This is a genomic window from Paenibacillus sp. SYP-B3998 (assembly GCF_010820665.1).
Lineage (GTDB): Bacteria > Bacillota > Bacilli > Paenibacillales > NBRC-103111 > Paenibacillus_E.
Genome location: NZ_JAAIKC010000001.1, coordinates 1,656,058 through 1,682,057, shown reverse-complemented (window position 1 = coordinate 1,682,057; position 26,000 = coordinate 1,656,058). Strand labels below are relative to the sequence as shown.

Annotated in this window: 29 protein-coding genes and 3 pseudogenes; 11 read left to right on the top strand and 21 right to left on the bottom strand. The window is 41.5% G+C overall.

Features of this window, described 5'->3' with window-relative positions:
* Positions 1-174: 174 nt before the first annotated feature.
* The 5 genes from GK047_RS07760 to GK047_RS07740 form a co-directional block, all read right to left on the bottom strand.
* On the bottom strand, positions 175-951 hold the full coding sequence (locus GK047_RS07760; protein ID WP_163943415.1) for an ABC transporter ATP-binding protein: 777 nt from the start codon (positions 949-951) through the stop codon (positions 175-177).
* Positions 948-1,991 (bottom strand): FecCD family ABC transporter permease, encoded by a 1,044-nt coding sequence (locus tag GK047_RS07755; protein ID WP_205516349.1) that lies wholly within the window; start codon positions 1,989-1,991, stop codon positions 948-950. The genes GK047_RS07760 and GK047_RS07755 overlap by 4 nt, the downstream gene beginning before the upstream one ends.
* Before the next feature lie 19 nt (positions 1,992-2,010).
* A complete protein-coding gene (locus GK047_RS07750) occupies positions 2,011-3,096 on the bottom strand; it encodes an ABC transporter substrate-binding protein (RefSeq protein WP_163943411.1) in 1,086 nt (361 codons plus the stop codon).
* 2 nt (positions 3,097-3,098) lie between these two features.
* The gene (locus tag GK047_RS07745; RefSeq protein WP_163943408.1) at positions 3,099-3,956 is read right to left on the bottom strand and encodes a class I SAM-dependent methyltransferase; all 858 of its coding nucleotides are present in this window, start codon (positions 3,954-3,956) and stop codon (positions 3,099-3,101) included.
* 170 nt (positions 3,957-4,126) lie between these two features.
* Complete coding sequence (locus GK047_RS07740) at positions 4,127-4,366, bottom strand: group-specific protein (protein WP_163943405.1); 240 nt, start codon at positions 4,364-4,366, stop codon at positions 4,127-4,129.
* 386 nt (positions 4,367-4,752) lie between these two features.
* Between GK047_RS07740 and GK047_RS07735 the strand changes: the two genes are divergently transcribed.
* Entirely contained in the window at positions 4,753-5,970 is a 1,218-nt protein-coding gene (locus GK047_RS07735; RefSeq protein WP_163943403.1) for a hypothetical protein, read from the top strand.
* A gap of 95 nt (positions 5,971-6,065) precedes the next feature.
* Here GK047_RS07735 and lpdD read toward each other — a convergent pair whose 3' ends face one another.
* From lpdD to GK047_RS07705, 7 genes are all read right to left on the bottom strand, one after another.
* The gene (lpdD, locus tag GK047_RS07730) at positions 6,066-6,419 is read right to left on the bottom strand and encodes a prenylated flavin chaperone LpdD (protein WP_205516347.1); all 354 of its coding nucleotides are present in this window, start codon (positions 6,417-6,419) and stop codon (positions 6,066-6,068) included.
* Entirely contained in the window at positions 6,404-7,102 is a 699-nt protein-coding gene (locus GK047_RS07725) for a Crp/Fnr family transcriptional regulator (RefSeq protein WP_163943397.1), read from the bottom strand. The genes lpdD and GK047_RS07725 overlap by 16 nt, the downstream gene beginning before the upstream one ends.
* A gap of 91 nt (positions 7,103-7,193) precedes the next feature.
* On the bottom strand, positions 7,194-7,502 hold the full coding sequence (locus tag GK047_RS07720; protein WP_481855945.1) for a metal-sulfur cluster assembly factor: 309 nt from the start codon (positions 7,500-7,502) through the stop codon (positions 7,194-7,196).
* A 30-nt stretch (positions 7,503-7,532) separates the two neighbouring features.
* Positions 7,533-7,760, bottom strand: a complete 228-nt coding sequence (locus GK047_RS29535) for a DUF2249 domain-containing protein (protein ID WP_240343790.1) — start codon at positions 7,758-7,760, stop codon at positions 7,533-7,535.
* Entirely contained in the window at positions 7,735-8,067 is a 333-nt protein-coding gene (locus GK047_RS29530) for a DUF2249 domain-containing protein (protein ID WP_240343789.1), read from the bottom strand. Before GK047_RS29530 ends, GK047_RS29535 begins: the two co-directional genes overlap by 26 nt.
* A gap of 20 nt (positions 8,068-8,087) precedes the next feature.
* A complete protein-coding gene (locus tag GK047_RS07710; protein WP_163943391.1) occupies positions 8,088-8,426 on the bottom strand; it encodes a hypothetical protein in 339 nt (112 codons plus the stop codon).
* 14 nt (positions 8,427-8,440) lie between these two features.
* Complete coding sequence (locus GK047_RS07705) at positions 8,441-8,677, bottom strand: DUF2249 domain-containing protein (RefSeq protein ID WP_163943815.1); 237 nt, start codon at positions 8,675-8,677, stop codon at positions 8,441-8,443.
* A 180-nt stretch (positions 8,678-8,857) separates the two neighbouring features.
* On the opposite strand from GK047_RS07705, the gene hemG reads away from it, so the two are divergent.
* Positions 8,858-10,321: a protoporphyrinogen oxidase gene (gene hemG, locus GK047_RS07700; protein ID WP_163943388.1), complete on the top strand. Its 1,464-nt coding sequence runs from the start codon at positions 8,858-8,860 to the stop codon at positions 10,319-10,321.
* Between the two features lie 99 nt (positions 10,322-10,420).
* Here hemG and GK047_RS07695 read toward each other — a convergent pair whose 3' ends face one another.
* Together GK047_RS07695 and GK047_RS07690 are read right to left on the bottom strand one after the other, a co-directional pair.
* The gene (locus GK047_RS07695; RefSeq protein ID WP_163943385.1) at positions 10,421-11,821 is read right to left on the bottom strand and encodes a radical SAM/SPASM domain-containing protein; all 1,401 of its coding nucleotides are present in this window, start codon (positions 11,819-11,821) and stop codon (positions 10,421-10,423) included.
* Complete coding sequence (locus GK047_RS07690) at positions 11,812-12,018, bottom strand: hypothetical protein (protein ID WP_163943382.1); 207 nt, start codon at positions 12,016-12,018, stop codon at positions 11,812-11,814. The genes GK047_RS07695 and GK047_RS07690 overlap by 10 nt, the downstream gene beginning before the upstream one ends.
* Before the next feature lie 212 nt (positions 12,019-12,230).
* On the opposite strand from GK047_RS07690, the gene GK047_RS07685 reads away from it, so the two are divergent.
* Both GK047_RS07685 and nrdD read left to right on the top strand, forming a co-directional pair.
* Positions 12,231-12,893 carry a radical SAM protein gene (locus GK047_RS07685; protein WP_240343788.1) on the top strand — a complete coding sequence of 221 codons (663 nt, stop codon included), beginning with the start codon at positions 12,231-12,233 and terminating at the stop codon, positions 12,891-12,893.
* Between the two features lie 40 nt (positions 12,894-12,933).
* The gene (gene nrdD, locus GK047_RS07680) at positions 12,934-14,862 is read left to right on the top strand and encodes an anaerobic ribonucleoside-triphosphate reductase (RefSeq protein ID WP_163943379.1); all 1,929 of its coding nucleotides are present in this window, start codon (positions 12,934-12,936) and stop codon (positions 14,860-14,862) included.
* A 90-nt stretch (positions 14,863-14,952) separates the two neighbouring features.
* Here the strand turns inward: nrdD and GK047_RS07675 are convergent, their stop codons facing one another.
* On the bottom strand, positions 14,953-15,498 hold the full coding sequence (locus GK047_RS07675; RefSeq protein ID WP_346010293.1) for a hemerythrin domain-containing protein: 546 nt from the start codon (positions 15,496-15,498) through the stop codon (positions 14,953-14,955).
* A gap of 39 nt (positions 15,499-15,537) precedes the next feature.
* On the bottom strand, positions 15,538-15,906 hold the full coding sequence (locus tag GK047_RS07670) for a globin domain-containing protein (protein WP_163943376.1): 369 nt from the start codon (positions 15,904-15,906) through the stop codon (positions 15,538-15,540).
* 208 nt (positions 15,907-16,114) lie between these two features.
* Between GK047_RS07670 and GK047_RS07665 the strand changes: the two genes are divergently transcribed.
* Genes GK047_RS07665 through GK047_RS07655 form a run of 3 tightly spaced genes read left to right on the top strand, consistent with a single transcriptional unit; the run spans position 16,115 to position 18,500 of the window.
* Positions 16,115-16,345 carry a FeoA family protein gene (locus GK047_RS07665; RefSeq protein WP_163943373.1) on the top strand — a complete coding sequence of 77 codons (231 nt, stop codon included), beginning with the start codon at positions 16,115-16,117 and terminating at the stop codon, positions 16,343-16,345.
* Complete coding sequence (feoB, locus tag GK047_RS07660; RefSeq protein ID WP_163943370.1) at positions 16,339-18,342, top strand: ferrous iron transport protein B; 2,004 nt, start codon at positions 16,339-16,341, stop codon at positions 18,340-18,342. The genes GK047_RS07665 and feoB overlap by 7 nt, the downstream gene beginning before the upstream one ends.
* Before the next feature lie 20 nt (positions 18,343-18,362).
* Positions 18,363-18,500 (top strand): FeoB-associated Cys-rich membrane protein, encoded by a 138-nt coding sequence (locus GK047_RS07655; protein WP_163943367.1) that lies wholly within the window; start codon positions 18,363-18,365, stop codon positions 18,498-18,500.
* Positions 18,501-18,691: 191 nt separating this feature from the next.
* Here GK047_RS07655 and GK047_RS07650 read toward each other — a convergent pair whose 3' ends face one another.
* Together GK047_RS07650 and ric are read right to left on the bottom strand one after the other, a co-directional pair.
* Positions 18,692-19,924 carry a hypothetical protein gene (locus GK047_RS07650; RefSeq protein ID WP_163943364.1) on the bottom strand — a complete coding sequence of 411 codons (1,233 nt, stop codon included), beginning with the start codon at positions 19,922-19,924 and terminating at the stop codon, positions 18,692-18,694.
* A gap of 37 nt (positions 19,925-19,961) precedes the next feature.
* Positions 19,962-20,648 (bottom strand): iron-sulfur cluster repair di-iron protein, encoded by a 687-nt coding sequence (ric, locus tag GK047_RS07645; protein WP_163943361.1) that lies wholly within the window; start codon positions 20,646-20,648, stop codon positions 19,962-19,964.
* Positions 20,649-21,023: 375 nt separating this feature from the next.
* Between ric and GK047_RS30550 the strand changes: the two are divergent.
* Positions 21,024-21,254, top strand: a pseudogene (locus GK047_RS30550) (SEC-C metal-binding domain-containing protein); the annotation flags it as partial.
* 164 nt (positions 21,255-21,418) lie between these two features.
* Here GK047_RS30550 and GK047_RS07635 read toward each other — a convergent pair.
* The 3 genes and pseudogenes from GK047_RS07635 to GK047_RS07625 form a co-directional block, all read right to left on the bottom strand.
* The gene (locus tag GK047_RS07635) at positions 21,419-22,354 is read right to left on the bottom strand and encodes an NAD(P)H-dependent flavin oxidoreductase (RefSeq protein WP_163943807.1); all 936 of its coding nucleotides are present in this window, start codon (positions 22,352-22,354) and stop codon (positions 21,419-21,421) included.
* A 279-nt stretch (positions 22,355-22,633) separates the two neighbouring features.
* Positions 22,634-22,789 (bottom strand): annotated as a pseudogene (locus GK047_RS07630) (sigma 54 modulation/S30EA ribosomal C-terminal domain-containing protein); the annotation flags it as partial.
* A gap of 194 nt (positions 22,790-22,983) precedes the next feature.
* Positions 22,984-23,463, bottom strand: a pseudogene (locus GK047_RS07625) (radical SAM protein); the annotation flags it as partial.
* 591 nt (positions 23,464-24,054) lie between these two features.
* Here GK047_RS07625 and GK047_RS07620 point away from each other — a divergent pair.
* The 3 genes from GK047_RS07620 to GK047_RS07610 all read left to right on the top strand — a co-directional run bounded on the left by GK047_RS07620 (position 24,055) and on the right by GK047_RS07610 (position 25,824).
* The gene (locus tag GK047_RS07620; RefSeq protein ID WP_163943355.1) at positions 24,055-25,014 is read left to right on the top strand and encodes a CPBP family intramembrane glutamic endopeptidase; all 960 of its coding nucleotides are present in this window, start codon (positions 24,055-24,057) and stop codon (positions 25,012-25,014) included.
* Between the two features lie 170 nt (positions 25,015-25,184).
* Entirely contained in the window at positions 25,185-25,325 is a 141-nt protein-coding gene (locus GK047_RS07615) for a hypothetical protein (protein WP_163943352.1), read from the top strand.
* 208 nt (positions 25,326-25,533) lie between these two features.
* Positions 25,534-25,824, top strand: a complete 291-nt coding sequence (locus GK047_RS07610) for a transposase (protein WP_163943349.1) — start codon at positions 25,534-25,536, stop codon at positions 25,822-25,824.
* The last annotated feature ends 176 nt before the right edge of the window (positions 25,825-26,000 follow it).

Sequence of the window (26,000 nt, the reverse complement as noted above, 5' to 3'; positions counted from 1 at the left end):
TAGAAACAGCTATGAACCTAATGGTTCATAGCTGTTTCTCCTGTATCTAACTCTTTCCGAGCCTCTTATTCCTTACCAATTTCCGTATGCCTAGAAGCTTTTTCATCTTTTCTGCGGTTAGTACTTCATGTGTCAGAAAATCAAGTGTATTACAATGACTCACGGAAGATACTTTTATATCCCTCCTGCCACACAGGCCATTCTATTGATTTCTTTTAAGTACAACAGTTTTAAAGGAATGTTGTATATTTTTTTCAGCTTCTCTTCATTTAAAACATCGGCAACATTGCCAAATTCAAAATTTCCTGAGTTGTCCATTATTCCGATTTTCTCATTCAACAATATTGCATGATCTGGTGTATGTGTTGTCATGATGATGCCATAACCTTTTTGGGATAGTTTTTTTATTATTTCGATGGTTCTTATCTGATTTCCATAATCTAACTGTGAGGTCGGTTCATCCATTAATATTATTTTGGATTGCTGCGCAATTGCTCTGGCAATCGTCACCAATTGCCTCTCTCCACCACTGAGCTCCGTATATGACTTTGTTAGTAAATGAGTTATCCCTAGCATCTCTATTGCCTCAAGTGCAATATTGTAATCATTGCTAGATGGCATTGAAAAAGTTGAGATATAGGGTGAACGCCCCATTACAACAAATTCCTTTACAGTAAATGCATAAGCAGGCACATGGCTTTGAGGAACGTATCCAATGATTCTTGCAAATTCATTCATCGTATAGTCAAAAATTGATTTCCCATCGAGGAAAATATCCCCCTGATCTGCTTTAAGCAATCTCGCTATACAGTTTAACAACGTAGACTTTCCCGACCCATTGGGTCCTAGAATCGAAAGAATTTCCCCCTCGTTTAGACTGAAAAATACATTTGAAAATATTTTTTTATTTTTATTAAATGAAAAACTCATATTTATCACTTCAAGCTTCATGAAACGTTCATCCTTTGCTTGTATAAAATCCAAAAATAAAATGGTGCTCCCAGAAGACCCATTAATATACTTATTGGTAGTTCTGCTGGTGAAACGATTCTTGAAAGTGTATCAATAACTAACAAAAATCCTCCCCCCATTATAATAGTAAGGGGAAATAGATTTTTATTATCCGGCCCGATCAACATCCGGCCCAAATGTGGAACGATTAATCCTACCCAACCGATTGTCCCGCTAACACATACTGCACAAGCAGTTAAGATTGTAGATAATACAATGATGAGACCGCGATAGAGTTCTGTATTTACGCCGAGGTTTTTGGCCTCATTTTCTCCCAAAGCAAGGATATTGACTCTCCATCTGATTGCTAGCAGCAAAATAATCGATATCACCATGGGAATTGAAATAACCATAACATCGCCCTTAGAGATTTTGGCTAAACTACCCAAAAGCCAATAGGTGATCTCGGCAAGCTTATTCTCTGTATCCATCATATATTTAGCCAGCCCTAATAAGGAAATCATCATTCCGTTAACGATGATTCCTCCTAAGACGAGGATGATTGTTGAACTATTTTTCAATAATTTTGGAACCGAGCTTGTTATAATAACTGCCAATATGCCGCCTATAAAGGAGGATATTTGTAAACCGAATATCCCAAAGTTACATAGAATTGCTAAGGAAGCCCCAAGCCCCGCACCAGAAGAAACACCTAAAATATCTGGAGAAACCAAGGAATTTCTAAAAATCCCTTGGTACGCTGCCCCTGCCAATGCCAATGAACCTCCGATAAGAATTGAAGCGATAATCCTTGGTAATCTTAAATTTAAAATGATATTTTCAATTGTTTGATTTACATTTGATGGCGTTCCAAACAGCTTGGATGATAAAACATCCATGACATCTGTAATCGGAATACCATATCGCCCTAAGCAAAGTGCTACGATCGAAAGGGCGAGGAGCAGTATGCATAACATTAAAATAAACATGTAATCTCTACCCTTACTGAATAAACCAGCCTTTTTCTCGATCTCTTCCATTATCAACTCACCTGGTTGTTTATTTAACAACTTTCCCTTTTAAAAGTTGTTCCAACTGAGAATCGGTAATGTTGAAATTTGAATATTCTTTGTAGAAATTTCTGGTTTCGGCTTTCATATCAATCTTAAACAGATCTGGGTGGAACGTAGATGCTGCCCATAAAATTTGCAATGCACTTTCCGCTCCAAAGCGATCCCAAGCGAAACATCCGGATGGTACCACAAATATTTTATTATTTTTTACTGCATTTATTTCCCTCCATTCTGGCGTTGTTTTGAAGCTTTTTACTACGTCTTCACTACCTTCTCCGCCACTAATTACGATGATGTCAGGATTCTTCTTTAAGATATCTTCCGGGGTTACTTTCACGCGCATGCCTTTCCCCAAATCAGAGGTTGCATATTTCCCTCCACCGTAATTAACCCATTCTTCCATAATTGTTCCTGCACCTGTTGTTGAATACATGTCACCAACTGCATAATAGACTAACGGCTTATCTTTATCTGGTAAGTCTTTGAACGCAGCTTGAACCTTTTTTAGATTCCCATCAATGTATGCAACCAATTTGTCTGTTTTACTTTTATAGTCATCGCCTAAAATATCACCTAAAATAGAAACAGATTGTTTCATAGTTTTATAATCATTAAACATTAGGTTTGCACCTTTTAGACCAACTTTGGCATAGTTTATTACATCTTCATCTGCAGTTGTTATAATTACTTCCGGTGCTAGCTTCAACAATTCCTCCGGATTATTTTCTGATGATGGTATTTTTTGCAAGTTCGGATAAATAAGCTCATTAAATGGCAATGTCTTAACATATTTATGTATGCCGGTTAATTTATCTCCAGCTCCCAAGAAGATCATCATTGTTGCTGATGATGGCCAGGAATTAACGACTTTTGACACCTTTATCGGTAATTCTGCTTCTTTCCCCGACATGTCAACGATTTTTTTTGTTTTCTTTTGATTTTCATCTTGATTGGATGCTCCAACTTTAGCGTCAGTGACTGCAGGATTAGTTGCGACTGAATTTCCACACCCTGACAAAATGATCATCATGGCAAGGAACAATAACATGATGTTTATCGTATTTTTTTTCATAACTAGACTCCTCTGCATGTATTTGCTAAATCTACATCTTCAGGTTTCCACCACATTACATAAGAGGAGGTCTCTCTTAAAAACTTAACAGAACCATCCTGATTTTCCAGCAAATATTTATTTACATTTTCCCTAAATAGTTCTTCCTGATCTTCGTCCACTGTTCCTAAAGTTCTTAAGTCATCATAAGCTTCCTTGGGATTCTGATAGTCTTTTTCAAACCCATCTTTAACGACTATGACACTCGCATCAATTCCTAAGTCGTACAACATATTAAATCGAATGTTATAACCAAGTTGACGATCATCTTTGAAGTCAAGCTGTAAATTCCCCTTTACACCACGAAATAAATCCAATTGTATTGATCTTAGTGAGGGGCCATTGGCAAAACTTAGAAGAAATACGTATTTTTTCGCAAGTTTATTGAGTTTTTTTACATCTTTTAACGCAACTGTACGTGACGCAAAAACCACATCGTATTTTTCCAGTTTATTAATTTCGTTATCATTATTCCAATCCATCAGATGAAAGCTAATATTATCTACATTCTCTTCATTCGCATATTTTTTTGCATAATTTAACATGTTCGGTGATGCATCAATTGCTGTAACATGAGATACCTTTTTTGAAATTGGCACACATAATCTTCCTGTCCCGCAACCTACATCCAATACACGATCTTGTGGATCCAAAATCATTGAATTTACTTGATTTCTCGTAAAATTTTTCTCCATTCTGGACATTTTGTCATACATATATCCGAACTGATCCCAAAACACAGTTGGATTGACGTCTTTATCATCTGTTGTCTTGCCATTAGCTAATTCAAGTATCCTCTCCCAATTGATGATCCCAGCCATCCAATCAACATCCTTTCAACGCCAATTATTGTCTAAAAAGCTCCAAATTCTGAGCGATTGTAACATTTTGAACTTACCATCAAAAAGTCAACAATCTCACCTATTCGTTATAATTAGACATATTTAATTATAATTGAATATAATTGGTTTGTAAGTGACATTTTTCACATTTATATAAGTTGATCGCTTATAAGCTGTATTAATCTTTGATTTTTCTCTTCCTGTTCTTCTTTAGATACTAGATCATATTTTTTAAGAAGGTGAAATAGTTCGTTTAATGTTTGTTGTGATTGTGTGTTCTTTAAAAAACTATGCATCTCTTCAACTATTAGTTTCGGTAAAAATGCTTGTTGACTTTCAAGTTTTCGAATAATATCACAATGAAAATGATCGATGTTGCACTTTTCCATTTTTATCCACCCCTATTGATTGTTTATAATTATTGATACTAAGTTCTCTGTACATTCAATATACCCATTTTTATTCACAAGAAATGTGATAGGACGCACATCTTATTTGCTGTTGAAAATGGACACATTTCTTTCTCTTTTATTTTACGTTTTTATTAAAGAATATGTGATCTCCCTCACATCAGAGCACTCCGATCTTCATTATCATGATAGGCATCGACCAATCATGAATTTGGAAAGGGGGGCGTTCTCATGGACCTTGATGTAGAAACAACAGTCTCAATTATCAATTTTAGTGAGTACTTCACTTATGGGTGAAAGGATTTTCCGAAGTGTTCGCTGTAAAACATATAAACAAAACCTTGCTTGCTGAAGGAGGGCTTTCCATGCCAAAGATTTGGTTTCGCTACCCGCTCCTCTACTTTCTGTTTACAGCCGCTGCTGGTGCCGTATTGCGAGGAATGGCCTTCCTACCAGCTTGGCAGTCTAGATATGAATCACTGCTTCATGCCCATTCTCACTTAGCTTTGCTTGGTTGGGGATATACAGCGTTAATTCTTCTGCTTGTGTATCGGTTTCTGTCACCAGAGGATCGGAATTCCCGCTTCTTTCGCGTCAATTGGTTACTGACACAACTAACAATTGTTTCGATGTTCATTGCCTTTATCTTACAAAGCTACGGCTTCTACTCCATTTTGTTCTCTACGGTCCACATTATGTTATCATACAGCCTGACTATCTGGATGTGGCGAAAATTTCAAAAGACAGAATACCAACAAACGTCCATTCGGTTTGCTAAAGCAAGTTTGTTTTTCATGGTATTGTCTTCTGTGGGTCCTTGGTGCTTAGCCGTTTTAAGCGCCAAACATCTCACAGATAGCCCATGGTATCAGGGTTCGCTCTACTTTTACCTGCATTGCCAATATAATGGCTGGTTTACACTGGGTTTGTTCTCCTTACTGTATTCTTTACTTGAACAAACAAAAATAGCACTGCCAAGAAAACTGGCAGGCTTTCATTACTGGGTTTATACATTGTCCTTGCTGCCATCTTTCCTGTTATCTTTGCTCTGGATGAAACTATCACCCGTTTGGAATGGAATAGCCATTATTTCCGGACTCCTACAGTTGGCTTCCGTTTCGGCTTTTTTCATATTGTGGTTACGCAATCGAACTCTTTCGCATTTGATATTCACAGGATGGTCCCGAATCTTTCTTAACCTTTCACTTACCGCCCTTGCTATCAAAATGTTGTTGGAACTCGGTTCAGCTATTCCAGCATTAGAGCCGCTCATATTTTCTACACGAAGTGTCGTAATCGGTTATCTCCATCTAGTGTTGCTGGGGTTTGTCAGCTGTATGATATTAGCATTAGCTATGCAAATGCAATGGATCTCTGTCGCTAGGAAATGGAGAATCTTTGGAAGCATTTTATTTATCGTAGGTTTTATTAGCAATGAGTTCGTACTTTTCCTAGATGGGTTAATGAATTGGACGCGGTCAACTAATTTTCCATTTAGCTCTGAAATTCTATTGGCATCGAGTATGCTTTTATTGTTCGGTATCGTTTCTTTTGGATTGAATGGATTTAAGAAAAACAAGTAACCATGCATACTGCCAGTAATTAGAAAACGCTACGAGTTATCGAGAATTTAGGATGATTTATCATTCCTCATTCTCAATCACTCATAGCGTTTTTTTCATAAAAGCGCCTCAATCCGTTCAAGTTCTTGCCTCATTGCATGTTGTACATTCTTTATTATTTCATTAATATCTTTCCTGGTTGCTTGCTCAACGTGGATGCCCATTAGCACACTTACCGTTCGATTCAACCTAGAGGCTGCCAACTTTGCGAGCTCTACAGCTAATTGTCCTTCTCGATGTCCTGGTATCGTTAATGTTTCACAAAGGATCTGATGATCCTTTGGATATGCAACTGCCGCAGCCCCGATATGAGCTTGACCACCGCTTATAAGAAAAACCCTATCCCTACCCATCGAATATGAATGAATATGAATCGTACATGGTATTGTTAGGCTTAATTCTCTCTCCAATGTCTAAGAGCCTCCAAATCGTGAATCATAAAACCAGAACGGTCCGTTTCTACAATACCATCCTTTCGGAGCTGATTAAGCATTCGATTAACCGTTTCTCTTGTCGTCCCGATCGCATTGGCAATATCTTGATGGGTCATGGGGATTTCGATAAGAAGCTTTCCATTCTTCACCTTCCCATTATTCTCTGCAAGCTTCAACAAGAACAGTTGACCACGGTTTTGCACATCTTGACCCGTCAACTCTTGCAGCTTTTCCTGTAATTCAAGGATTTTTTGACTCATTACCCTCATGAGCTTAACCGCAATTCCAGGGTAACTACTTAGAAGGAGTTCAAAGGGTTTGATCGGCATAGCAAACAGCGCTGTTGGAACAATCGTCTCTGCGGTTGCCGGATAATAATTCGCATGAAACAACCCCGTATGAGGAAACATGTCTCCTGTTTTCAGAAACGATACGATTTGTTGATGACCATTTTCATCCGTCTTATACGTTTTGATCAAGCCATTCTGGATGAAGTAAACCGCTTCTTTTTCACTACCTTCCGTAAATACAATTGTTTTTTTAGGGTACGAACGTTGAATCATAATCCTGCTAAGTCCTGCTATTTCTTCCTCGGATAAATCATGAAACAACGGAACTTGACGAAGAAGTTCCTCGATATCTATTGTTTTTCCCTTCATTATTATGTCCCTTTCCTTTCTTTGCATTTAGCTTGTGTCAAACATGCAAAAAAAGAGCCAGACTTTTACTCCGGCTCAAATTGCCCTTATATTAAAAAAAATCTAACTGTTTTTTAGCAGCTTCTGACATATGCTCTGGCGTCCATCGTGGTTCCCACACAACATCTACATTTACATGTGTAATACCTAGGTTCCCTTCCAATGCTCGATGAACTCCGCCCACAATTGTATCGTGCATGGGACAACCTGGGGTTGTTAATGTCATACGGATGGACACATTTCCTTCCGAACATTCGATGTCGTATACCAGACCTAAATCTACAATATTTACGCCTAGTTCTGGATCAAATACCTGTTTGAGATGCTCTCGAGTTTGCTCAATAGTTATGACTTGCTCCATCATGCCATCACTCTCCAAATTTCTAACTTTTCAGTTTGTTTTGTCGATGATTACTTTAACGGAGCCATCCGCTTGGTGCTCCACCTGATACGGATACCCCAAGCGTTGCAATTCTTCAATAAGAAACATGGGTAGCCGATCATTGTGAATTTTCACCTGATCCCCAATTATGCTACTTTCTAACGCCTGAAGCGTGCGGATCATTGGCTGAGGAGGTTCTAATCCGCGATTATCAAGTTCTACCACTCTTGTATTCATCTGGACGTTCTTCCTCCTCCCATATGGCTAGCTCCCGCAACTGCAAAACATCCAACTGTTCTTTTGCCCCAACATCGCGAGCAAAAGCAACAATCCAATATTGCTCATCGATTTCCTCTACTTTATGTGTATATCCTTTTACCTTCATAACACCAAACAAGGGAGTAGGTTTGAATGTAGCGTGCAAAACTAATATATCCTTTGGTTCTAGGGAAGATACTGCATCCATTATGAGCTTAAAAGGTTCCAGCTTTTTTCTTAAGTAGGGCCGTACATCTAATACAACGATCCTTGCTTTCTTTATCATCGCTTTCACCTCATCCTAACTTATGCGAGCTTTCTTCCTTCCAAATAGTTGCGTGCCAGGTCATACAAGCCATTCATGCCTCCATAAAGCGTATAAAAGAAAGCATCCGGAGCATTCATACTAAAAGACAAGTACTGCTTAGGATCGATTCCAAGCATCTGTTCAAACAATGAAGCTGAATCGTATGCATAGAAGCAAAAATAAGTGTAGTCAAATTCAGGCATCTTATCGCAAATGGTTATGATATCCTCGGCATATTGCTCTAGATGATCCGAGGCTTCTTTAATCATCGTTAGCGCATCTTCCAATGTAGCTGTTATGCGGATCGTTGTAGGGTTAATCACTTCCACTTCTGCCATCTGTTAGATCCCCTTTAGTCCAGTTTCCCGATTTTCACTCGAAATGTCTCCGGTCCTTGTTCCAGGTACTCCCATGAAAACTGTCCGCTTCGTGTAGCTTCAAATTGATAACGCAGTGGACGTGGATCATGGTCATTAATCAGAAGCATAGCCTCCCCAGGTGCTAACTGATCGAACGATTCAAAAATAACCTTATGTTTTAACTGCGGTGGATACTCAGGAGCTTTAATAATTGTTCTAAATTGGTCCATCATCAGCCATCCTCCTAGGATAATCATTCTCAATCACAGCTTCATTATACGAGTATGCTGCGCCCTAGATTGTGATGGAAATCACGTTTATATAAAAAAGATAGAAGTGATCTACATCATATCTGGACATTCTTTCCCATGTTATAGTGTAAAAAAAGCTCAAGGCAGGAGGAATTATATATGAAAGCCAAACATATCGTTGTGATTGGCGGAGGCATCACTGGACTTACTGCAGCTTACGAATTACACAAGCGTTTTGCATCAATCGGACAAGCGATCCAAATCACCCTCTTGGAAAAAAGCAATAAACTCGGTGGAGCCATTCAAACTTTAAAGCGCGACGGCTTTGTTATTGAGAAAGGCCCTGACTCTTTCTTGGCTCGTAAGCCTGTGGTGTTAAATTTGTCTAAGGAACTAGGGCTGGTAAACGATTTGACCGGACTATCTCCAACCGCTTCAAAGAGTTCCATCTACATGAATGGAAAACTTCATCCGATGCCTGCAGGGCTCGCTATGGGCATCCCTACACAAATCAAACCTTTTGTGGGAACAAGTTTACTTTCACTATCTGGGAAAGCACGGGCTTCTTTAGATTTTCTACTACCTAGGAAAGATAAACCTGGGGATGAATCCCTCGGTAGTTTGATTGAGCGAAGACTGGGTAAAGAGGTTGCAGACCGTTTGGTCGGCCCTATCCTAGCAGGCATCTACGCTGGCGATTTGAATTTGTTAAGCACGGCAGCTACTTTTCCCCAATTGCTAGATATGGAAGAAAAACATCGCAGCCTCATTCTTGGCATGCTCTCCTCTCGTAGCAAGCAACAGACAAAAACTCCAAATTCCGTCGGTGTCGAACTGCCTCCCCATCTTCGTAGCAGTATGTTTCTTACTTACAAAGGAGGACTTTGCACATTAGTTGATCACTTAAATGAGGAGCTGAGAAGAGCGGGTACCCTAATAAGCCTCAACAGTCTTGTGGAGACAATATCACTTCAACAGGAAGGATATGAAATTCGTCTTGCGAGTGGAGCTCAGTTAACTACAGATGGCATTATTCTGTCTGCTCCGGCTGAACAAGCCTCACATGTCCTTCAGGGCGCATCCCAGCGAATATTCGGAGCATTGAGGCAAATCCCAAGTGTTTCCGTCGCCAATGTGGTCATGGCGTTCGATCAAGCACAATTCAAAAAACCTCTGCAAGGATCAGGATTTGTAGTCCCCAGACATGAAGGTCTCCTAATTACTGCTTGTACCTGGACTTCTGTGAAATGGAACCACACCGCCCCAAAAGGTAAGGTATTAATACGAGCATATTTGGGTCGTTGGGGTGATCAGACACACCTGCAGTTGAATGATTTTGAGTTGAAACAAAGAGTGATAAAAGATTTGGTTCGCATACTGGGGGAAAGGGTTTCTCCCCTATTCACAGAAATCACAAGACATACAGAAGCAATGTCCCAATATTTAGTTGGTCACATGGAGCGATTGCGGGATATCGAAGAGGAGCTGCATACCCTTTACCCGAATTTAATTATTGCTGGAAGATCGTATCGTGGCGTTGGAATTCCAGATTGTATCGCACAAGGTAAGGATGCAGCTGAACGATTGTTTCAGCAACTCCATGTTGAATCGTACACAAATTAAAACAAGGAGCGCCCCTCAAGCGAAGGCGCTCCTTACCATTTCCTTCATCGTGGAGGAGACACCTATTATTTCAGGTTCCCAGGTACCGACTTCAATATTTTACCCGTCTTCACGACTTGTTCCGGAGATACGGCAGGCCGAATCCACTTCATCTTGATCTCCACCTCCTTCCCTTTGATCGTGGTTTTTCCATAGCAGCTCTAGAACCCTCTTAATTTTTCTTTTCTCATGAGGACATGGGCGCTTCCCCGTTCTCATTCGGTATAAGGGGCAATGATTGCCTTGGCATGCAGGGCGAAAGTGACATGCTCGGCAAACCACATCCCGTTCTTCGCCAGAGCTGGTCCACAGAGATATCTTGTTCATATCGAGCTCCAGACTCCCATCTCCGAGCAGCCAGCCAACCTGGTTGACTTCATCGTCAAGCGCAACCGAACATTTATACAACCGTCCGTCAGCCCCGATTACAAGTGAATTAGGCTTCGCTGCATAGCAAACCGCCCCCGCAGGCATAAGAACATCCACGATCGACTCACTTAGTGGAAGCCCTTTTAGCAATCCGTATTCTGTCAGCTCCCAAAGGTTCGTTTCCGCCGCTGTTCTGTCGCAGACAGGAATGAGATCGTCATTAGGTCCACCCCAACGGCCAACCGGCCTAACCATAATTTGAAACCGTTCGTCACCGCCAAACCATGTGGAAAGCTCGTCTAGCAACTCCGGCACTTCTTCCTTATTGTCCTCATCATAGTTGACTCGAATATCGATCTTAAACTGTGCATCAACCGAACAAATTGTTTTCAAATTACTGATTATCGCCTCATAGGTTCTGCCGCCTCCGCGCAATTTCCTTCTGTTGTCATGTATCGTTCCCACACCGTCTAAAGTAATCATAAACCTGCAAACATTCCGTTCGAGCATCTCTGCGAATCTCTCCATGGTTAGAAAATATCCATTTGTCGACATGTCCGCAGAATAGCCGACTCCGTAACGACTGCAGCTTTCCAGGAAAGAATCAGATAATTCAGCAATGATTTCAGGAACGAGCAGCGGCTCGCCACCAAACCAACTGACAGCAAGATGATCGATTTCAGAGGCAATGTGACGAATGTATGCTTTTAGACCATCTATCGTCTGACGTGACATGGCGCCGTTGGAAAACTTTTGATAGCAATACGTACAGCGAAAATTGCACGCTTCTGTGGGCATAATTACCAAATGCATAGATTTCGAACTCTTCATGGCATTGTGCAGCGCTTGCGCTTTTAGAAGCTCATCTGTCCCGGCAGGGACTAGAAAACCGGCATCACACAAGCTATCGACCAAACTTGATTGTTCTACCGACAACGTTTCTTTATCCAACAAACCCAGTACCGTCTCATATTCTTCCGAATCGGCTGCGGCTATGGCACCTGTATAGCTATTGTAAAGCACACTTCCTTTACCTTTCACTCGCGTACTAATCGTATAGCGGGAAGGAACCCAACATCCACTCAGAGCCATTGATAACCTTCACTGTGCAAGTGAGATCGTATTTGTTCGACACTGCGTTCATCCGCTGTTTCAAATTGTGGTATTCCCTCTTCAAAGCCTGAGTAGCCGCCGACCACTGTGGATGAACCGGCCGACATTTTAACTTGTCGGAAAGTTTCGTTAAAATCCATCTGATTTAAAATACGATAAGTTTCATAGAAGCTCAATTCAATCTCCCCCTTAACTTCAAAAAACATAACATAGACTCTGGATGTAGTTTGTGACGTCAATCACAATTTACAAAATATCCAATTATGTTCATAGACGATAGGAAAAATTTGCACTCCATGTGATCATTATCACTTTACTTATTCAATATATTGTACTATCATTCGACAGGACAACTATATATAGTGCCTCATATTTCGGAAAGGAGAAAATGATGCTCTTTTTTTATCCGCAGTTTATACGTACATTCGTTGATTTGCCTGGGCACTTGTCCCTGCTCATTCATGCTTGGAACGGCTGCAATATGCGCTGTTACGGTTGTCATAATTATGATGAATTAATCGCAAAAAAACCGAAAGGCCACTTAACCTCTGATCAAACGATCCGCCGTATTGAAGCTTGCAGTGATATGTTCGATGCGGTCATTTTCAGCGGGGGAGAGTTTTTGATAAACGAGGCCATAGCGATTGAGGATTTCCTTAGACATGTACGTCGCATTTTTAGAGGGAAAATCATCATTTTTACGAATGGATCGTTTCCCCGTAAATTGCAGCGAATTCTCGCTAACAATTGGGTTGATGGTGTCCATATCGACTTAAAGCTGCCTTTACATTGTTTGGATCCAGAGGATAACCCAGACCTGTTCGAAGCGATCATCGGAACTGTGCCCTCTAAACGCTTTTGTCAGGACATCCTTGATTCAGTGGAAATCGTAATTCGCCACAACAGCAGCTTGAGTCAAGTAAGAACTGTGAGATACCCCCTGCTGAGCAATGAATACTTTGAGCGAATCCAGGAGTATGTGAACGAGTTAATTAGGAAACACAGCAGTAATGTCCCTTATTACATAAATCCCTTTCAAATGCCGTCATAGGTAGCATAAAAACTGTTTTTTCAACATCGGAGGTAGAACCATGTTTCGTCATTCCACGGAAATTATTCACACTTTCACTTCACAATCGGAATCCAAGCAAGCCGATTATTTAAAAAGGGAGAACAGCAATTTCGTTTACTCCTTGCCATTGTTAAGGCATAATCTAACCAACTTTACGGAAGAAGACTATTTGCTGCATCACATTCTACCGGATAAACTAACTGAACTGTATCGGGATGGCGTGATCTACATTCACGATAAGCAGTTAAGCCCCTACTGTCTAAGTGTTGCCTGTAAAGACATCGCTACTTCAGGAATTCCCACATTGGCCAAAAACATGCTGTCATCAAAACCAACCCGAAAGCTTGAAACATTGCTCAGACATTTCAGCAATGTCGTCGTGCTGATGTCTCAGCAAGTATCTGGCGCCGTCATGCTGTCTCAAATGACAACGATTTCCGCTTCCTACCTATATTACGAGGAAACAGTCATCGGACGCTGCTACACTACAGAAGAACTGAATCAAATGTTCCAAAGCCTGATCTGGGAAATGAACATGCCATTACGCGGCGGATCGCAATCCTCATTCACCAACATCACGTTGGAATTCGGTAAACCTTCTGACGAAATAAAAGAAGACTTCGTGGTCATCGGCGGTTTACCCCTAGACTTCCAGTACAGGGACATCCCCTCCTCCTACTTCGATCGGATTAACCAAGCCATTATTGAAGTGATGAAACAGGGTACCGGAAACGGCATCCCATTCACATTCCCGCTTCTAACCGTACCGATCGATGACGCATTCGATTATAATAATCATCTGTTTCTCGAAATGCTGGACGGCATGTACCGCTGGGGCGGCGTATACTTCGAGAACTTCCGAACTCTGCCTTTCCAGAACAACTACTATCGGAACATAAATCCTTGCATCAAACCGCGTGACCCGGAAGTAAGCCGTAGTTTGTGCTGTAGATTGCAAATCGATTTGACCTTGTTGTCAAGGCTGGGGAGCGGCATATTTGGCAGTTCGACGGGTTCGACCGGTGCCGTGCAAGTATTGAATTTGAATTTAAATCGGACCTTGATGGAACATGGTCATGATGAAGCTTTGCTGTTCACAAAAATTGAAGAGTATTTGAATATCATGCAGGAAGGTCATATGGCCAAGCGCGGGTGGATCGAGTGTAACAAAGAGCTATTCCCTACTTTTTTTGCCTTCAACCGGGATTTGTCCAACTATTTTAATGTATTTGCTGTTACCGGCATGCATGAAGGACTCATCAACATAGGTTACTCCGGCGGAATGAACAACGAAGACGGGAAACAGTTGGCGCACCGAATCATGCAGTTTATGACCGATAGGATCAATCATTTTATTATGAGAGACAAAGTGGCCTGCGGAATTGAGTATGCTCCTGGCGAGAATGCTGCAATCAAATTGGCACGTCACGATGTGAAATGGGCAAAGAGTAATAAGCGCGATATATTCGTTCAGGGAACCGGGGAAAACGTGTATTTGACATCTGGCTGCATGCTTCCTTTCAGCGAAGACGATTTTATACGGCAAGTTGAAAATAGCGCGGAATTTCAAGCTTATGCGACTTCCGGAAGTATTTTGCACCATTTCCTTGAAAGCAAAGTGCCGCCCACACAATTGGCCAATTATATAAAAAAAATATTTATGAAGCCCATCCAATACATCACTTTAACTCCAACATTAACGAGTTGTCTCGACTGCGGCCAGCAAATCGTTGCGGTGGATGGAAAAAATATCTTGACATGCCCTATCTGCGGTAGTGACGACATTGCTACCTTTAGCCGAGTGATCGGCTATGTAAAGATGATTGCCCGGAAAAAATTGCAGGTTGACCCAAATGGTTATTACAAAGGGGAATTTAACTTTTGGAGTAACGCGCGGCGATTCGACTGGAACACGCGAAAACGTCTAGTGGAGGAGTCGCTCGTGTAGTATCTCTGTACATGTATTCCTGGGTTCTCTCCGACATTAACATTTGCAAGGAAAGAACCCAGGAGCCTTATCCCGCGATCTTTAAGAAGATCACAGCTTACCGAAGGATAGAGCCAATTGTTCCTTATCCTCCACTGACAGCATTTTTTCTGCCATGGGGAACAGGACATTTTCTTCTTTCAAAAAGTGATCTGTTAGAATCGTATAAGCCTTATGCACATACAACGCGATTTCTTTGGCTTGATTCAAATCTATTGATTTCAAATCCAGCTTATTCATAGAATCCTGAAAGATTTTTATATTTTCTTTGGCCTGATCGTGTTCATATTCCATCACAGCTATTGGCCCTGTAGTACGACCGATGTATTTAGCCATCATTGGAAACAAAACTCCTTCTTCCCGCTCAGAATGGGGACCCAGTTCCTTCATAAAAGCGTCAACCTTAATTTCCAGATCAACTAATTCTAACCGCCAATGCTCGGCTCCATGATCTGAAACAATCGTATTCACTGACAGTGCAAAATCATCCATGTGCTTACGTAGTGGATCATGTTCCTTCTTTAACCTTGCTAGAGGCTCGCAAAGCACCTCATTAGCTCCCTCGCTAAACATTTTACTTGCACATTGATGTTCCACTTGTATCTCCTCGCTTTCCAATTAGTTTACACTTTCTTACTACTCTTCTTTATTTACAAAGAAGTAAGCAGGTCCTTTCAAACGATCTAAAATAATGAAACGCACTTCTTCTGTTGGGACTACTTCTTCAAGCGTTTTTTCCATGCATGCCAACCAGGCATCTGCTCGAGCTCTCGTAATCGGAAATGGAGCATGACGGGCTTTCATCATTGGATTTCCATGTTTATCTGTATACAAGGAAGGACCTCCAAAAAATTGCGTTAAGAACTGATACTGCTTATCCATCAAAGGTTCCATATCCTCAGGAAATATGGGTGCAAGATTAGGATGTGCCAGAACTTTTGGGTAAAACGCAGCCACAATATTTCGTATTGCAGTCTCTCCACCAATATAATCATACATCTCCATGAAGCAGTCTCCTCTCTACACATGATAGAAAACCTATTTCTCTCCTACAGTTTACCCCAGGTTCAGAATAAAGAATGTTATTTAAATCACACTTGCGAAGTGACCTCATTTAGAAATAAGCATTTGTGATTCATGTCACATCGAAAATGGCGCGTTTGCTTTATAATTTTCTCATTGATAACCATTTTCATTTAAAAGGATGATGACTATGCAACTAACTGATATGATCATTGATCGAAAAATGCGGATCAGCAATTTAGCTAGTGTCAATCATTTGGTTCGCAGACGTTTATGTGATCTTGGAATTATAGAGGGAACCATCATTTGCTTGAAGAAAAAGCTTCCTTTCGAAGGTCCGTGCACAATAGAAGTAAGTGGACTATGGATTGCAATTCGTCGTATCGAAGCATCACGTATACAGGTGGAGGAAGTATGTTAACTGTTGCACTCATTGGAAATCCTAATACGGGTAAATCTTCTCTATTTAATACACTAACAAGTTCATACGAGTATGTTGGTAATTGGTCTGGTGTTACCGTTGAAAAAAAGGTCGGCCTATTAAAGAATAAACAAGGCCAGTTAGTTGATCTACCAGGTATTTATTCTTTGAGTCCTCTCTCTAAAGATGAAGGCATCACCACACAATACTTACTTCAGGAAGAATATTCTTTCTTGCTTAATGTAATTGATGCGTCGCAATTAAAAAGAAACCTGCATTTAACTTTACAATTACTAGAGGTAGGAAAGCCCCTTATCATTGCCTTGAATATGATTGATGTTGCTAAAAGACGAGGATTGCAAATTGATGTTAAAGCATTATCAGAAATGCTCCAGGTACCCATAGCTCCAGTTTTGGCAAGATCAGGTGCGGGTTGTCATGAGCTTTCCCAACATATTGCAACCTACCAGCCCAATCAATCTCGTTCTTTTCAACTTCAATATGGAAGCATCATTGACGAAGCCATCATTGAACTGTCAGAGAGGCTCCCAGAAGAAACCAAATACAAACGTTGGTTGGCATTACAATTTTTCGAAGAGAATTCCATCGTAAGGGCCTTATTAGAGTCTCAGCTCCCAAAAGAATGGCTCGCGGAATTACAGCTGACAACAGAAAATGCTATCAGAAAGTTATCGGGGGTATCTCCACGGCAATATATTCAGCATGTAAGAAGCGAAGCAATCGATTCTTTAATGAACAAATGCGTCCAACAAAAGAATGAGATTGCTATTCCATTCTCAGAACGTATCGATCAAATTGTAACGAATAAGTATTTAGGTATTCCCCTATTCCTTGCAGCGATGTATGTAACGTTTAAGCTCACATTCGAATGGGTGGGCGGCCCACTTTCAGATCTTTTGGATGGATTCTTACATGGCAAAGTCAATGATATGCTGAACATCTTCCTTGATCAGGTTGGGGCTTCCGAAGCTATACATTCAGTAATTATAAATGGAATTGTTGCAGGGGTTGGTGGAGTCCTCGTATTTATTCCACAGATTTTTGTTCTGTTTGGAATTATTTCTTTTATCGAAGATTCCGGTTATATGGCCCGTGTAGCCACAGTAATGGATAAATTAATGGAATTGGTCGGCCTGAACGGCAAAGCCTTTATTCCTATGATTATTGGCTTCGGATGTAATGTACCGGGGATTATGGCAGCGAGAAGCATTGAACAACCAAAGGAGCGACTCTTAACAATTCTACTTACACCACTTATGTCCTGTTCTGCAAGACTTACGGTGTACAGCCTATTTGTGGGGACATTTTTCCCCAAGAATCAAGCCATTATTGTCCTTTCTTTATATGTAATTGGCATACTAGTCGCATTATTGCTTGCAAAAGTATTTTCACTAACGATCTTCAAAGAAGAGAAATCTATTTTTGTTATCGAATTGCCTCCTTACCGGCTCCCACAATGGACAACGTTATTCCGCGGAACTTGGGAGAAAGGCAAGGGCTTCGTGAAGAAGGCGGGGTCATTTATATTTGGAGGTTCAGTTACTATATGGCTATTGAGTTACAGTGGACCTAGCGGATGGAACTTACCAATGGAAAAAAGCTTTTTGCACGTAATCGGCAATTTAATAGCTCCTCTCCTCACTCCGTTAGGATTCGGGAACTGGCAGGCTGGCGCATCTTTGATTAGCGGATTTTTTGCTAAAGAAGTTGTTGTCTCTACAATGAATATTATTTATAAAGCACCCTCTGAGGAACAACTGCAAGGCATTTTATCGAATTTTTTCACACCGCTGCAAGCGTACTGTTTTATGGCATTTATATTGCTATATGTACCCTGCTTAGCCACTGTAGGTGTCATCAAGAAAGAAACTTCTTCAAGTCGATGGACATGGTTCGCTGTTACGTATTCTCTCTGTGTTGCATACTTTCTTACATTTATTATTTTTAAAATTGGCACATTACTTGGGTTCGCTTAATACGGAAAGGAGCTTGTATCATGCTGTTCAACATCGCTGCTGGTCTTTTAATATTTGGTTATTCCGGTTGGGCATTAGTTAAATATTATAAAAAAAGCAAACAAGGAAAATGCGCAGCCTGCGAATTAAATAATCACTGTAACAGCAAGTGCAAATGATACTAATCATATTTTCAATGCTACAACGATAATCGACAAGTCATCTTGTTCCTAATATACGTTTTAACAGCCTCCGTAAATGTGATCTGAGCACACCTTTTCAGTTGTCATCGATTTGACAAAAAAATGGCTTTCCTTCAGATCTTGTTAGATCTCAGGGAAAGCCATTGCCACCACAATGCGATTCATACTTAACGTGCGAATACACGGACGATTAAACTCATATACAGCAGTGAACATACCGAGAGCAGGCATCCGCCGATCCAAATCAATAGCATGCCATTTATACCTATGCCCAGCAGGAGGACAAGGAGACCGCCGCACATGCCTGCCATTCCATAGTTCACATATTGGTCATTAATCAGATCATTCATGACGGGAACCTTCTTTTTCCCTGCCAGCGGTCCGTACTTATGCGTCCACCATAAGAAAGGGACTATTTTGGACAAATAGCCAAGTATGGTCATGGCCACCCAACCGTATAGATACATCCATCCTGTCACGATAAGGATTCTCTCATTTTCGAATATATCCGGGTTCACCAACCAAATACTAAGAAAGATTACCACGTAAACAATGAGCCCCCGCGTGCTGTAGATCGTCCAGCGAATCCCGGAGCCCGGGGTGCCTTTATGACGATGCTTACGTATATCTCTCATGTGGATCTCGTATATAATGAGTGCAGCCAGCATCAGGACGATAACGATTCCGCCTAAGTAAACCCAGCCTCCAAGCAAGAAATGAAGTGCCCCAAGGAGTGTCGCCGAATTCCAAAGTACAACAATGGTAGACGGACGCTTGGCTGATTCCCCGTGGGACAAGTAAAACATAGGCAGCATTTTATAGCTGAAGCCCGAAATAAGCAGGCCGAACCATCCGATCGTTCCCATCCAAATATGAGCCGAGAGCAAGCGATCATGAATGCCTCCCCAGATCGGATGAACGAAGTCAATGCCCATCATGATTCCCAGGAATCCTGTCAGTACCAGATACCCCACGGCACAAGCCGTGCTTATCGTGATGGCATTCCACTTTGCGGCTAGGCGCATCGTTTGGCCGATATTCCAGGCAAACAGGCAAATGCCCACCCAAGTTAGTATAGCGCCCGCGGCAATCAAGCTGACCTCCAAACGAAGGAATCCAATCAATAGGATGGATGAGCCGCAAAGGAAGCATATATAATGAAGGTATCCCAATTTGCGACTGTACAGCTTGCGTTGTAAAACTACATCCATCAGCTGATATACAGCCCCCATCGCAATCATCGTACCCCAGTCCAGTACCATCAAGTGAATGCGGAACCATCCCTCTGGATTCCGTGGAGGCTCTCCCATCCATGATCCAAGAGAAAACAGAGATAGCACATGGAATCCTAGAAAACTAAAAATCCCAGTCACTATGAACAACAGTGGAAGCTTAAACATATATAACTTCCCCCTTTATTAAGACGATGAAAGTTCGCTATGCGCGATTAAAAAGTATATTGTTCTCTAAATGGATGTGCTGAAACATATCCGATTCCAGTTCCTCCAGCTTCAAAAACGTGAGCTGAAACGTTGTGCAGGCATCCTTTGGCAGCTCGTAGTCGCCCGTGATCTCCCGGATTTGTTTTAATAGATCGCCTGAGCCTTCATGCTCGTGCTCCAGCGTGTTCAGAATTTCTAGCAGACGTTCCCGCTTTGCTTCCGTCGGATCATTTCCATAGGCAATCACAGCAGGGAAGGCTTCCAGCTCTTCCTTTTCCATATGATGCTCCATATCGCTTCGCAAGGTTTCGAACCATTGGTGCACTTGGAAGAGCTCAGGTTGATTCGGTCCATGCACGCGAGCCACCTTTTTCACATATTCGCTTAATTGCGGCAGTGCAGATTTCAAATAACCATGATGGATGCTAACGATGTGATCAATTAATTCACTCGAGCTTAATTCATTCCAATTCAATTCCTCGGATTTCGGGGATACCGCCGCCTCTCTGAGACTTTTTAACAAAATCTCTACCTCGATGTGTTGGTCGCGAATCACTTGAAGAAGTGATTTATTGCCCCCACAGCAAAAATCAATGCGGAATTCCTTGAACACCTCAGCTGTTTTGGGATAGTTCGTTACAATATCTCCTACGCGATCCATTAATTGAATGTTCATTCCCATGGTAAAACCCTCCACATCATTTGTGTTTCTACTCGATATCAACTATACCTGAGCGTTGTAAAAGAGTTTGTGATTGTCATCACATTTCTGAAAATGATTCTCAATTGTCTATTTATGAAGGCTACGTAATAGTTTTGATCCGCTACTGGGAAGATCATCTCTTCTTCCGCAAGCAGATGCTCAGCTAATACGGAAAAAACCATACTTAGCAACGAGATTGTTGTCTTCAGCTTTGGACTATTGAAAGTTTCAAAGTGATCCGCATATTCAAGAAATGAGCGAACGAAACGTTCCGTTTGCTTAAGATCCTCTTCTAGAACCCAAGTTGAGACCAAAAACGTTGGCACCGCTCCCTGACTTGCATACCCGGCAAGGATGGGTAAAACCTCCTCATCCTCCCAGCATTCATGGGTTTCAAATATATCTGAGTACTTTTGTGAAAGCTTTAAGCAGATTTATTCCCATGCTCATGAAAAAATGAAGCAATTGGGAGTTTCCTTACGAAGAGAGTTGTTTCAATATGGCGTGAAAGTATATTTAAAAGGAAAACTGCGGGGAAGAAATGATCTTTGCGAATGTGGTAGCGGTCGAAAATTTAAACATTGTTTTGTTGAATTACAACATCAGCATATTTATAAGCTACGACGAAGGTGTAACCCGGTAATAACGACGGGGCTACACCTTTCCATCATGACTATTAAGTCGATATGCAACATTACTCGATGTGTAGCACTTCAATCCCCCATTTCCATCTGTATTACATCACTTCTTCAGCATCGTTTATATTCTTCCATTATCTTATCGATAATCACTTGCACGGGTAAAATTTCATTTATTTCATCAACTCTTGCACCTGCAAATATTAACCCATTCTCAACATCCCCATCGACCGACTTGATTAAAGAATCCAAGGTGCAAAATCGATAAGAGCAATGTTTAAGACAATCGTAACACTTATCGATTTTTAATTTGTTTTCCCCACTGATTGCCTCAGTAAAGTTGTTTTTAATCGCCCGACCTTGCAAACCAACCGTGGTTTTTACAAGTACAGTATCACCTTCTTTACAATCCAGATAATATTGCTTGAAGGACGGATGAGCATCGCATTCTACGCTTGCTACAAACCGAGATCCCATCTGTACACCAACTGCTCCCATTTGAATCGCTTTGGCTATATCCCCCCCATATAGGATACCTCCGGCAGCGATAACAGGAATATTTACAGCCTCCACTACTTCAGGAAGTATATCAAATAAAGGCCTGTCCGTCCCGAGATGACCACCGGCTTCAAAACCCTCCACAACCACTGCCGACGCGCCTAATTTTTCAGCTAACTTTGCAAGCTTAGCTGACGATACAATAGAAATAACAGGTACTCCGTACTCCTTTCCCCAGCCATACATATCTCGAGAAAATCCAGCTCCGGAAATAATAAAATCCACCTTTTCTTCCATAGCCGCTTTAATGGTTTCAGCAAAATTGTTCATTGCAAACAATACGTTGACCCCAATATAGCCCAAACCATTTGTAAGTTCCCTTGCTTTACGAATATGGGTCCTCAGTTCTTCAATAGGGATACCCGTACCGGAAATAATACCAACTCCTCCTGCATTTGCAACAGCAGCAGCTAATCCGCTCATAGAGACTCTAACACCCATCCCCCCCTGTATAATCGGTACCCTTGGATTCATATGTGCAATTTGCATTTGTGAAATGTTCAATGTCTTTAACCTCCAACGATCATTTTACCCTTAACTTCTTCATATTACATGGTTTGATTTCACACATGATGTAATATATGTCACAACGCTTAGCAATCAGTGAAATCTATCACATGCCCTAACAACTGACACCCTTGAATGTAGAGTGGTTATATCATTCCCTTCTATCGAAGTAAAATAGAGTGCTTTCTTGCAATAAAATATGGCGACCATCTCTCTAATTAAATGCCGAAAGATGGTCGCCATATTTTACTAAGCTCTCATTCATACTGTTATAATTAAACCATAAGTGCCGTCATCTCGCCGGTAAACCAGTTCCGTTTTGTTGGAATCTCTGTTATAAAATAAATGGAAATTATGATCCAGCAAATTCATTTGTAGAATTGCTTCTTCGATGTTCTCAGGCTTATTCATATAGTAGTTGTCGTTCTCTTTGTGTCTTTAGTATAGCTCCTTATTCGGGTTCACGCTGTGCCACACATCACACTAACCCCCAATGTGAGACATTTCAACCTTCGGTACGGGTGTCGTTTGCATGAGTCTCGTTTCCGAATATCGATCCTGGCGCTTTCCCCAAACTTCAGCAATGAATGATCTTAATTCGTCATTGTTAGCTCCCTGAAGTATTTGGCCATGGGGATAATATCCTGATCGTTCACGCCCTTTTGGACAACCATATTCACCTTCACGGATAATCCTTCCAAAGCCGCGGCATCGATGCCTTCAAGCACGCTTCTTACAGGAAATCCTCTCCCGTTCACAACGCAAAATCGCTTATGATTAAGACTATCCAGGCTTACTGTGATACGCTCTAACCCAGACTCCCTTTATTCCCTCGCCTTTTGTTTCAGCAATGATCCATTGGTCGTAACAGCAATATCCCTGACGCCTTCAATATCGCGGATCAGGGAAATGATCTCGCCAATATTTTTCTTTAACAGCGGTTCTCCACCAGTAATGCAAATTTTTTCTACACCAAGCGATACAAAAATCCGCGTTAATCTTTCCAATTCTGGAAGACTAAGCAGCTTTTCATGCGGAAGAAAGCGAAAATCGGGGCCAAATGCCTCTTCGGGCATACAGTATCGGCATCTGTGCATTTGCAACTGAAATTGGGGTGTGGGAGTAGTGAACAATAACGGTTATAAGAGGGTCTGGGGGAATTCAGAAAATAAGAGAAATCCCTTTAGGTATCAAGGGATTTCTAGCTTACTTTGCCCCTTTAAACATTTTCGCTTTATCATTAAAGAAGTAAATGATATGGAAGATTTTTGCTGATAGCTATTTTAACTAAACCATTGGAATTCCTTAGCGTAGGAATTCCAATGGTTTGATTGAAAAATAATGTCATACCGTGGGTTTTACGCAATTTGGTTGGCTAAACCCCATGCCCATCAAGCTAAGATTTTAAAATACCCCCAAACAGGAAAAAACGTCCTCGACATAAGAAATAGATAATTTTTTTCATTTTGGGGGTGAAGATATTTACTAACTTGATGGGCATATGGCGGGATCCCAATTATAAAAACTTTAGAATAGTTTTAGAGATGGTTTACATCTGTTAATAACGAGTTTAGTTTGTGCAGCTATGATGTTCTTGTGGATGCCGAGACGGAACCGGTAAATACCAGAAAAGGAGAAAACCGCGATTCGAGCGTACGAGAAGGGGGAGCAAGAAACATTTTATGAAAACTTTTTTGAAGGCTCAAGCATCCATGTTTATATTAGCTAAACAAGGCAAGCGAGTGACACATCCGGCATTAGGTGTGCTGCTCTCATTCTTTATCCTCTTAACCAGTATCGTGCTCGCTGAGCTGCTGCCTCTAAAGCCTGTTCTTTTGTCGCTTGAACAACTGCTGTCGCATCAGCCTGTTATTTTCTCCGCTTTTGCGAAAGTACTGAGCTTATGGCTCTCGTTCATACCCGTCTACCTTTTACTGTGGGGTTGGCTGGTAGGGTTTGAGCGTCGTGCCTTCTGGACAGTCGGTTTTTGGCGTCAGGGAAGCTTCACTGGTTACCTATACGGTTTAGGCAGCGGACTGCTTATGATTGGCTCAATGGTCGGATTTGCTGCCATCTTAGACGTTGTACATTTTGTTCCAGTAAACGGTCCTATGGAAGGTTTACCTGCATTAGGAGGGATCTTGCTCGTTTATTTGGGATGGGCGGTTCAGGCTTCTGCCGAGGAGACCTTATATCGTGGCTTTCTGCTTCAGAACTTAAGCGTGCGCACTAAGTCATGGATCGGGGTACTGCTTTCTTCGCTGTGCTTTGCATGTGCTCATTCTCTGAACAATGGCTTCTCTCCTCTTGTCCTGTGCAATCTATTTCTATTCGGATTGTTTCTTGCGCTCTATCGCATCGCCGATGGCTCACTCTGGGGAGTATGCGCTTGGCATACGGTATGGAACTGGGCATTAGCTAACATCTTCGGTGCTGAAGTCGGGGGTGGTACACCAGAGGGAGGGCGTCTGTTCCCTATCTCTCTCGCCGGGCCTGATTGGCTGACGGGAGGCGCTTTTGGCCTTGAAGGAAGTCTGGTTGCTACAGCCGTATTCTTGGCCGGAATTATTGTCGCAGCATTGATGCTCTATAGAAAACATCATGATTGCGCAATAACTACTCAGCAGGTAACTGGCAACTAGTTATCGCATTGGAAAATTCCGTCGAAGCTCCTATCCTCCTACTTCCACAGGGGGATTTTTATTTGGGTCCCGCCACATGCCCGTCAAGCTAGCATGAAACTATACCCCAAACAGGAAAAACAAGTTATATTATTTACATAGGCATTATTCCATAGAAAGGATGGTTTCCCATGAAATCTATTCCTCTTTCTATCAGCGAAGATATGCATTTACTAGCACAAGAATTACAGCGTCACTTTCCTCCTTCCAAGCTTGAAGTCCTTGCTAGACAAACTGGTTTTATCCAACGAAAAAGCAAATATACCGCATAAGATATGGTCTTCTTATGTGTCTTTTTAAACGATCATGTATCTGTAACTCCACTTGCACGATTATGCAGCCAACTTGATGCATCCAACCGCCTTTCGATGAGCTCAGAAGGATTAAACCAACGGTTCAATCCTTCTGCAGTAGCCTTTCTTCAATCCCTTTTTTCAACTCTTCTTCGAGAAAAAATCGCGGCTTCTTTCTCGTTGCCTTGTGAAATTAGCTCCCATTTTCATCGCATCCGTATTCTGGATTCGACTGTTTTTTCAACTTCCCGATCCCTATGCCGACCTTTACCAGGGATCAGGAGGAAGTTCTCATACGGCTGGTATGAAAATTCAACTCGAATATGAATTAAAAACCGGAGATTTTTTACAAGTGGATGTGGGTCCCGGAAAAAACAACGACGGTCTATATGGTACAAAACGAGCGAAAACCGTGGAAGCCACTGGAGAAACCCGGCAAAGGGTCGCCTGCGCCAGGCGTCTACTCTTCTTCTTCTGATACCGGTCTTAAATTCCATGAACTTGCCGAGAAGGTCATACAATTAACCACTTCTTAGTAATCGCGCATCCTCCCAGCTACGTGTTACCCTATATGGACGGCGTCCTGTCATAGCTTCCAACCTTGAATGACACAAGATACTGTGACAGACATCACATCTATTGAAAAGGTTGATC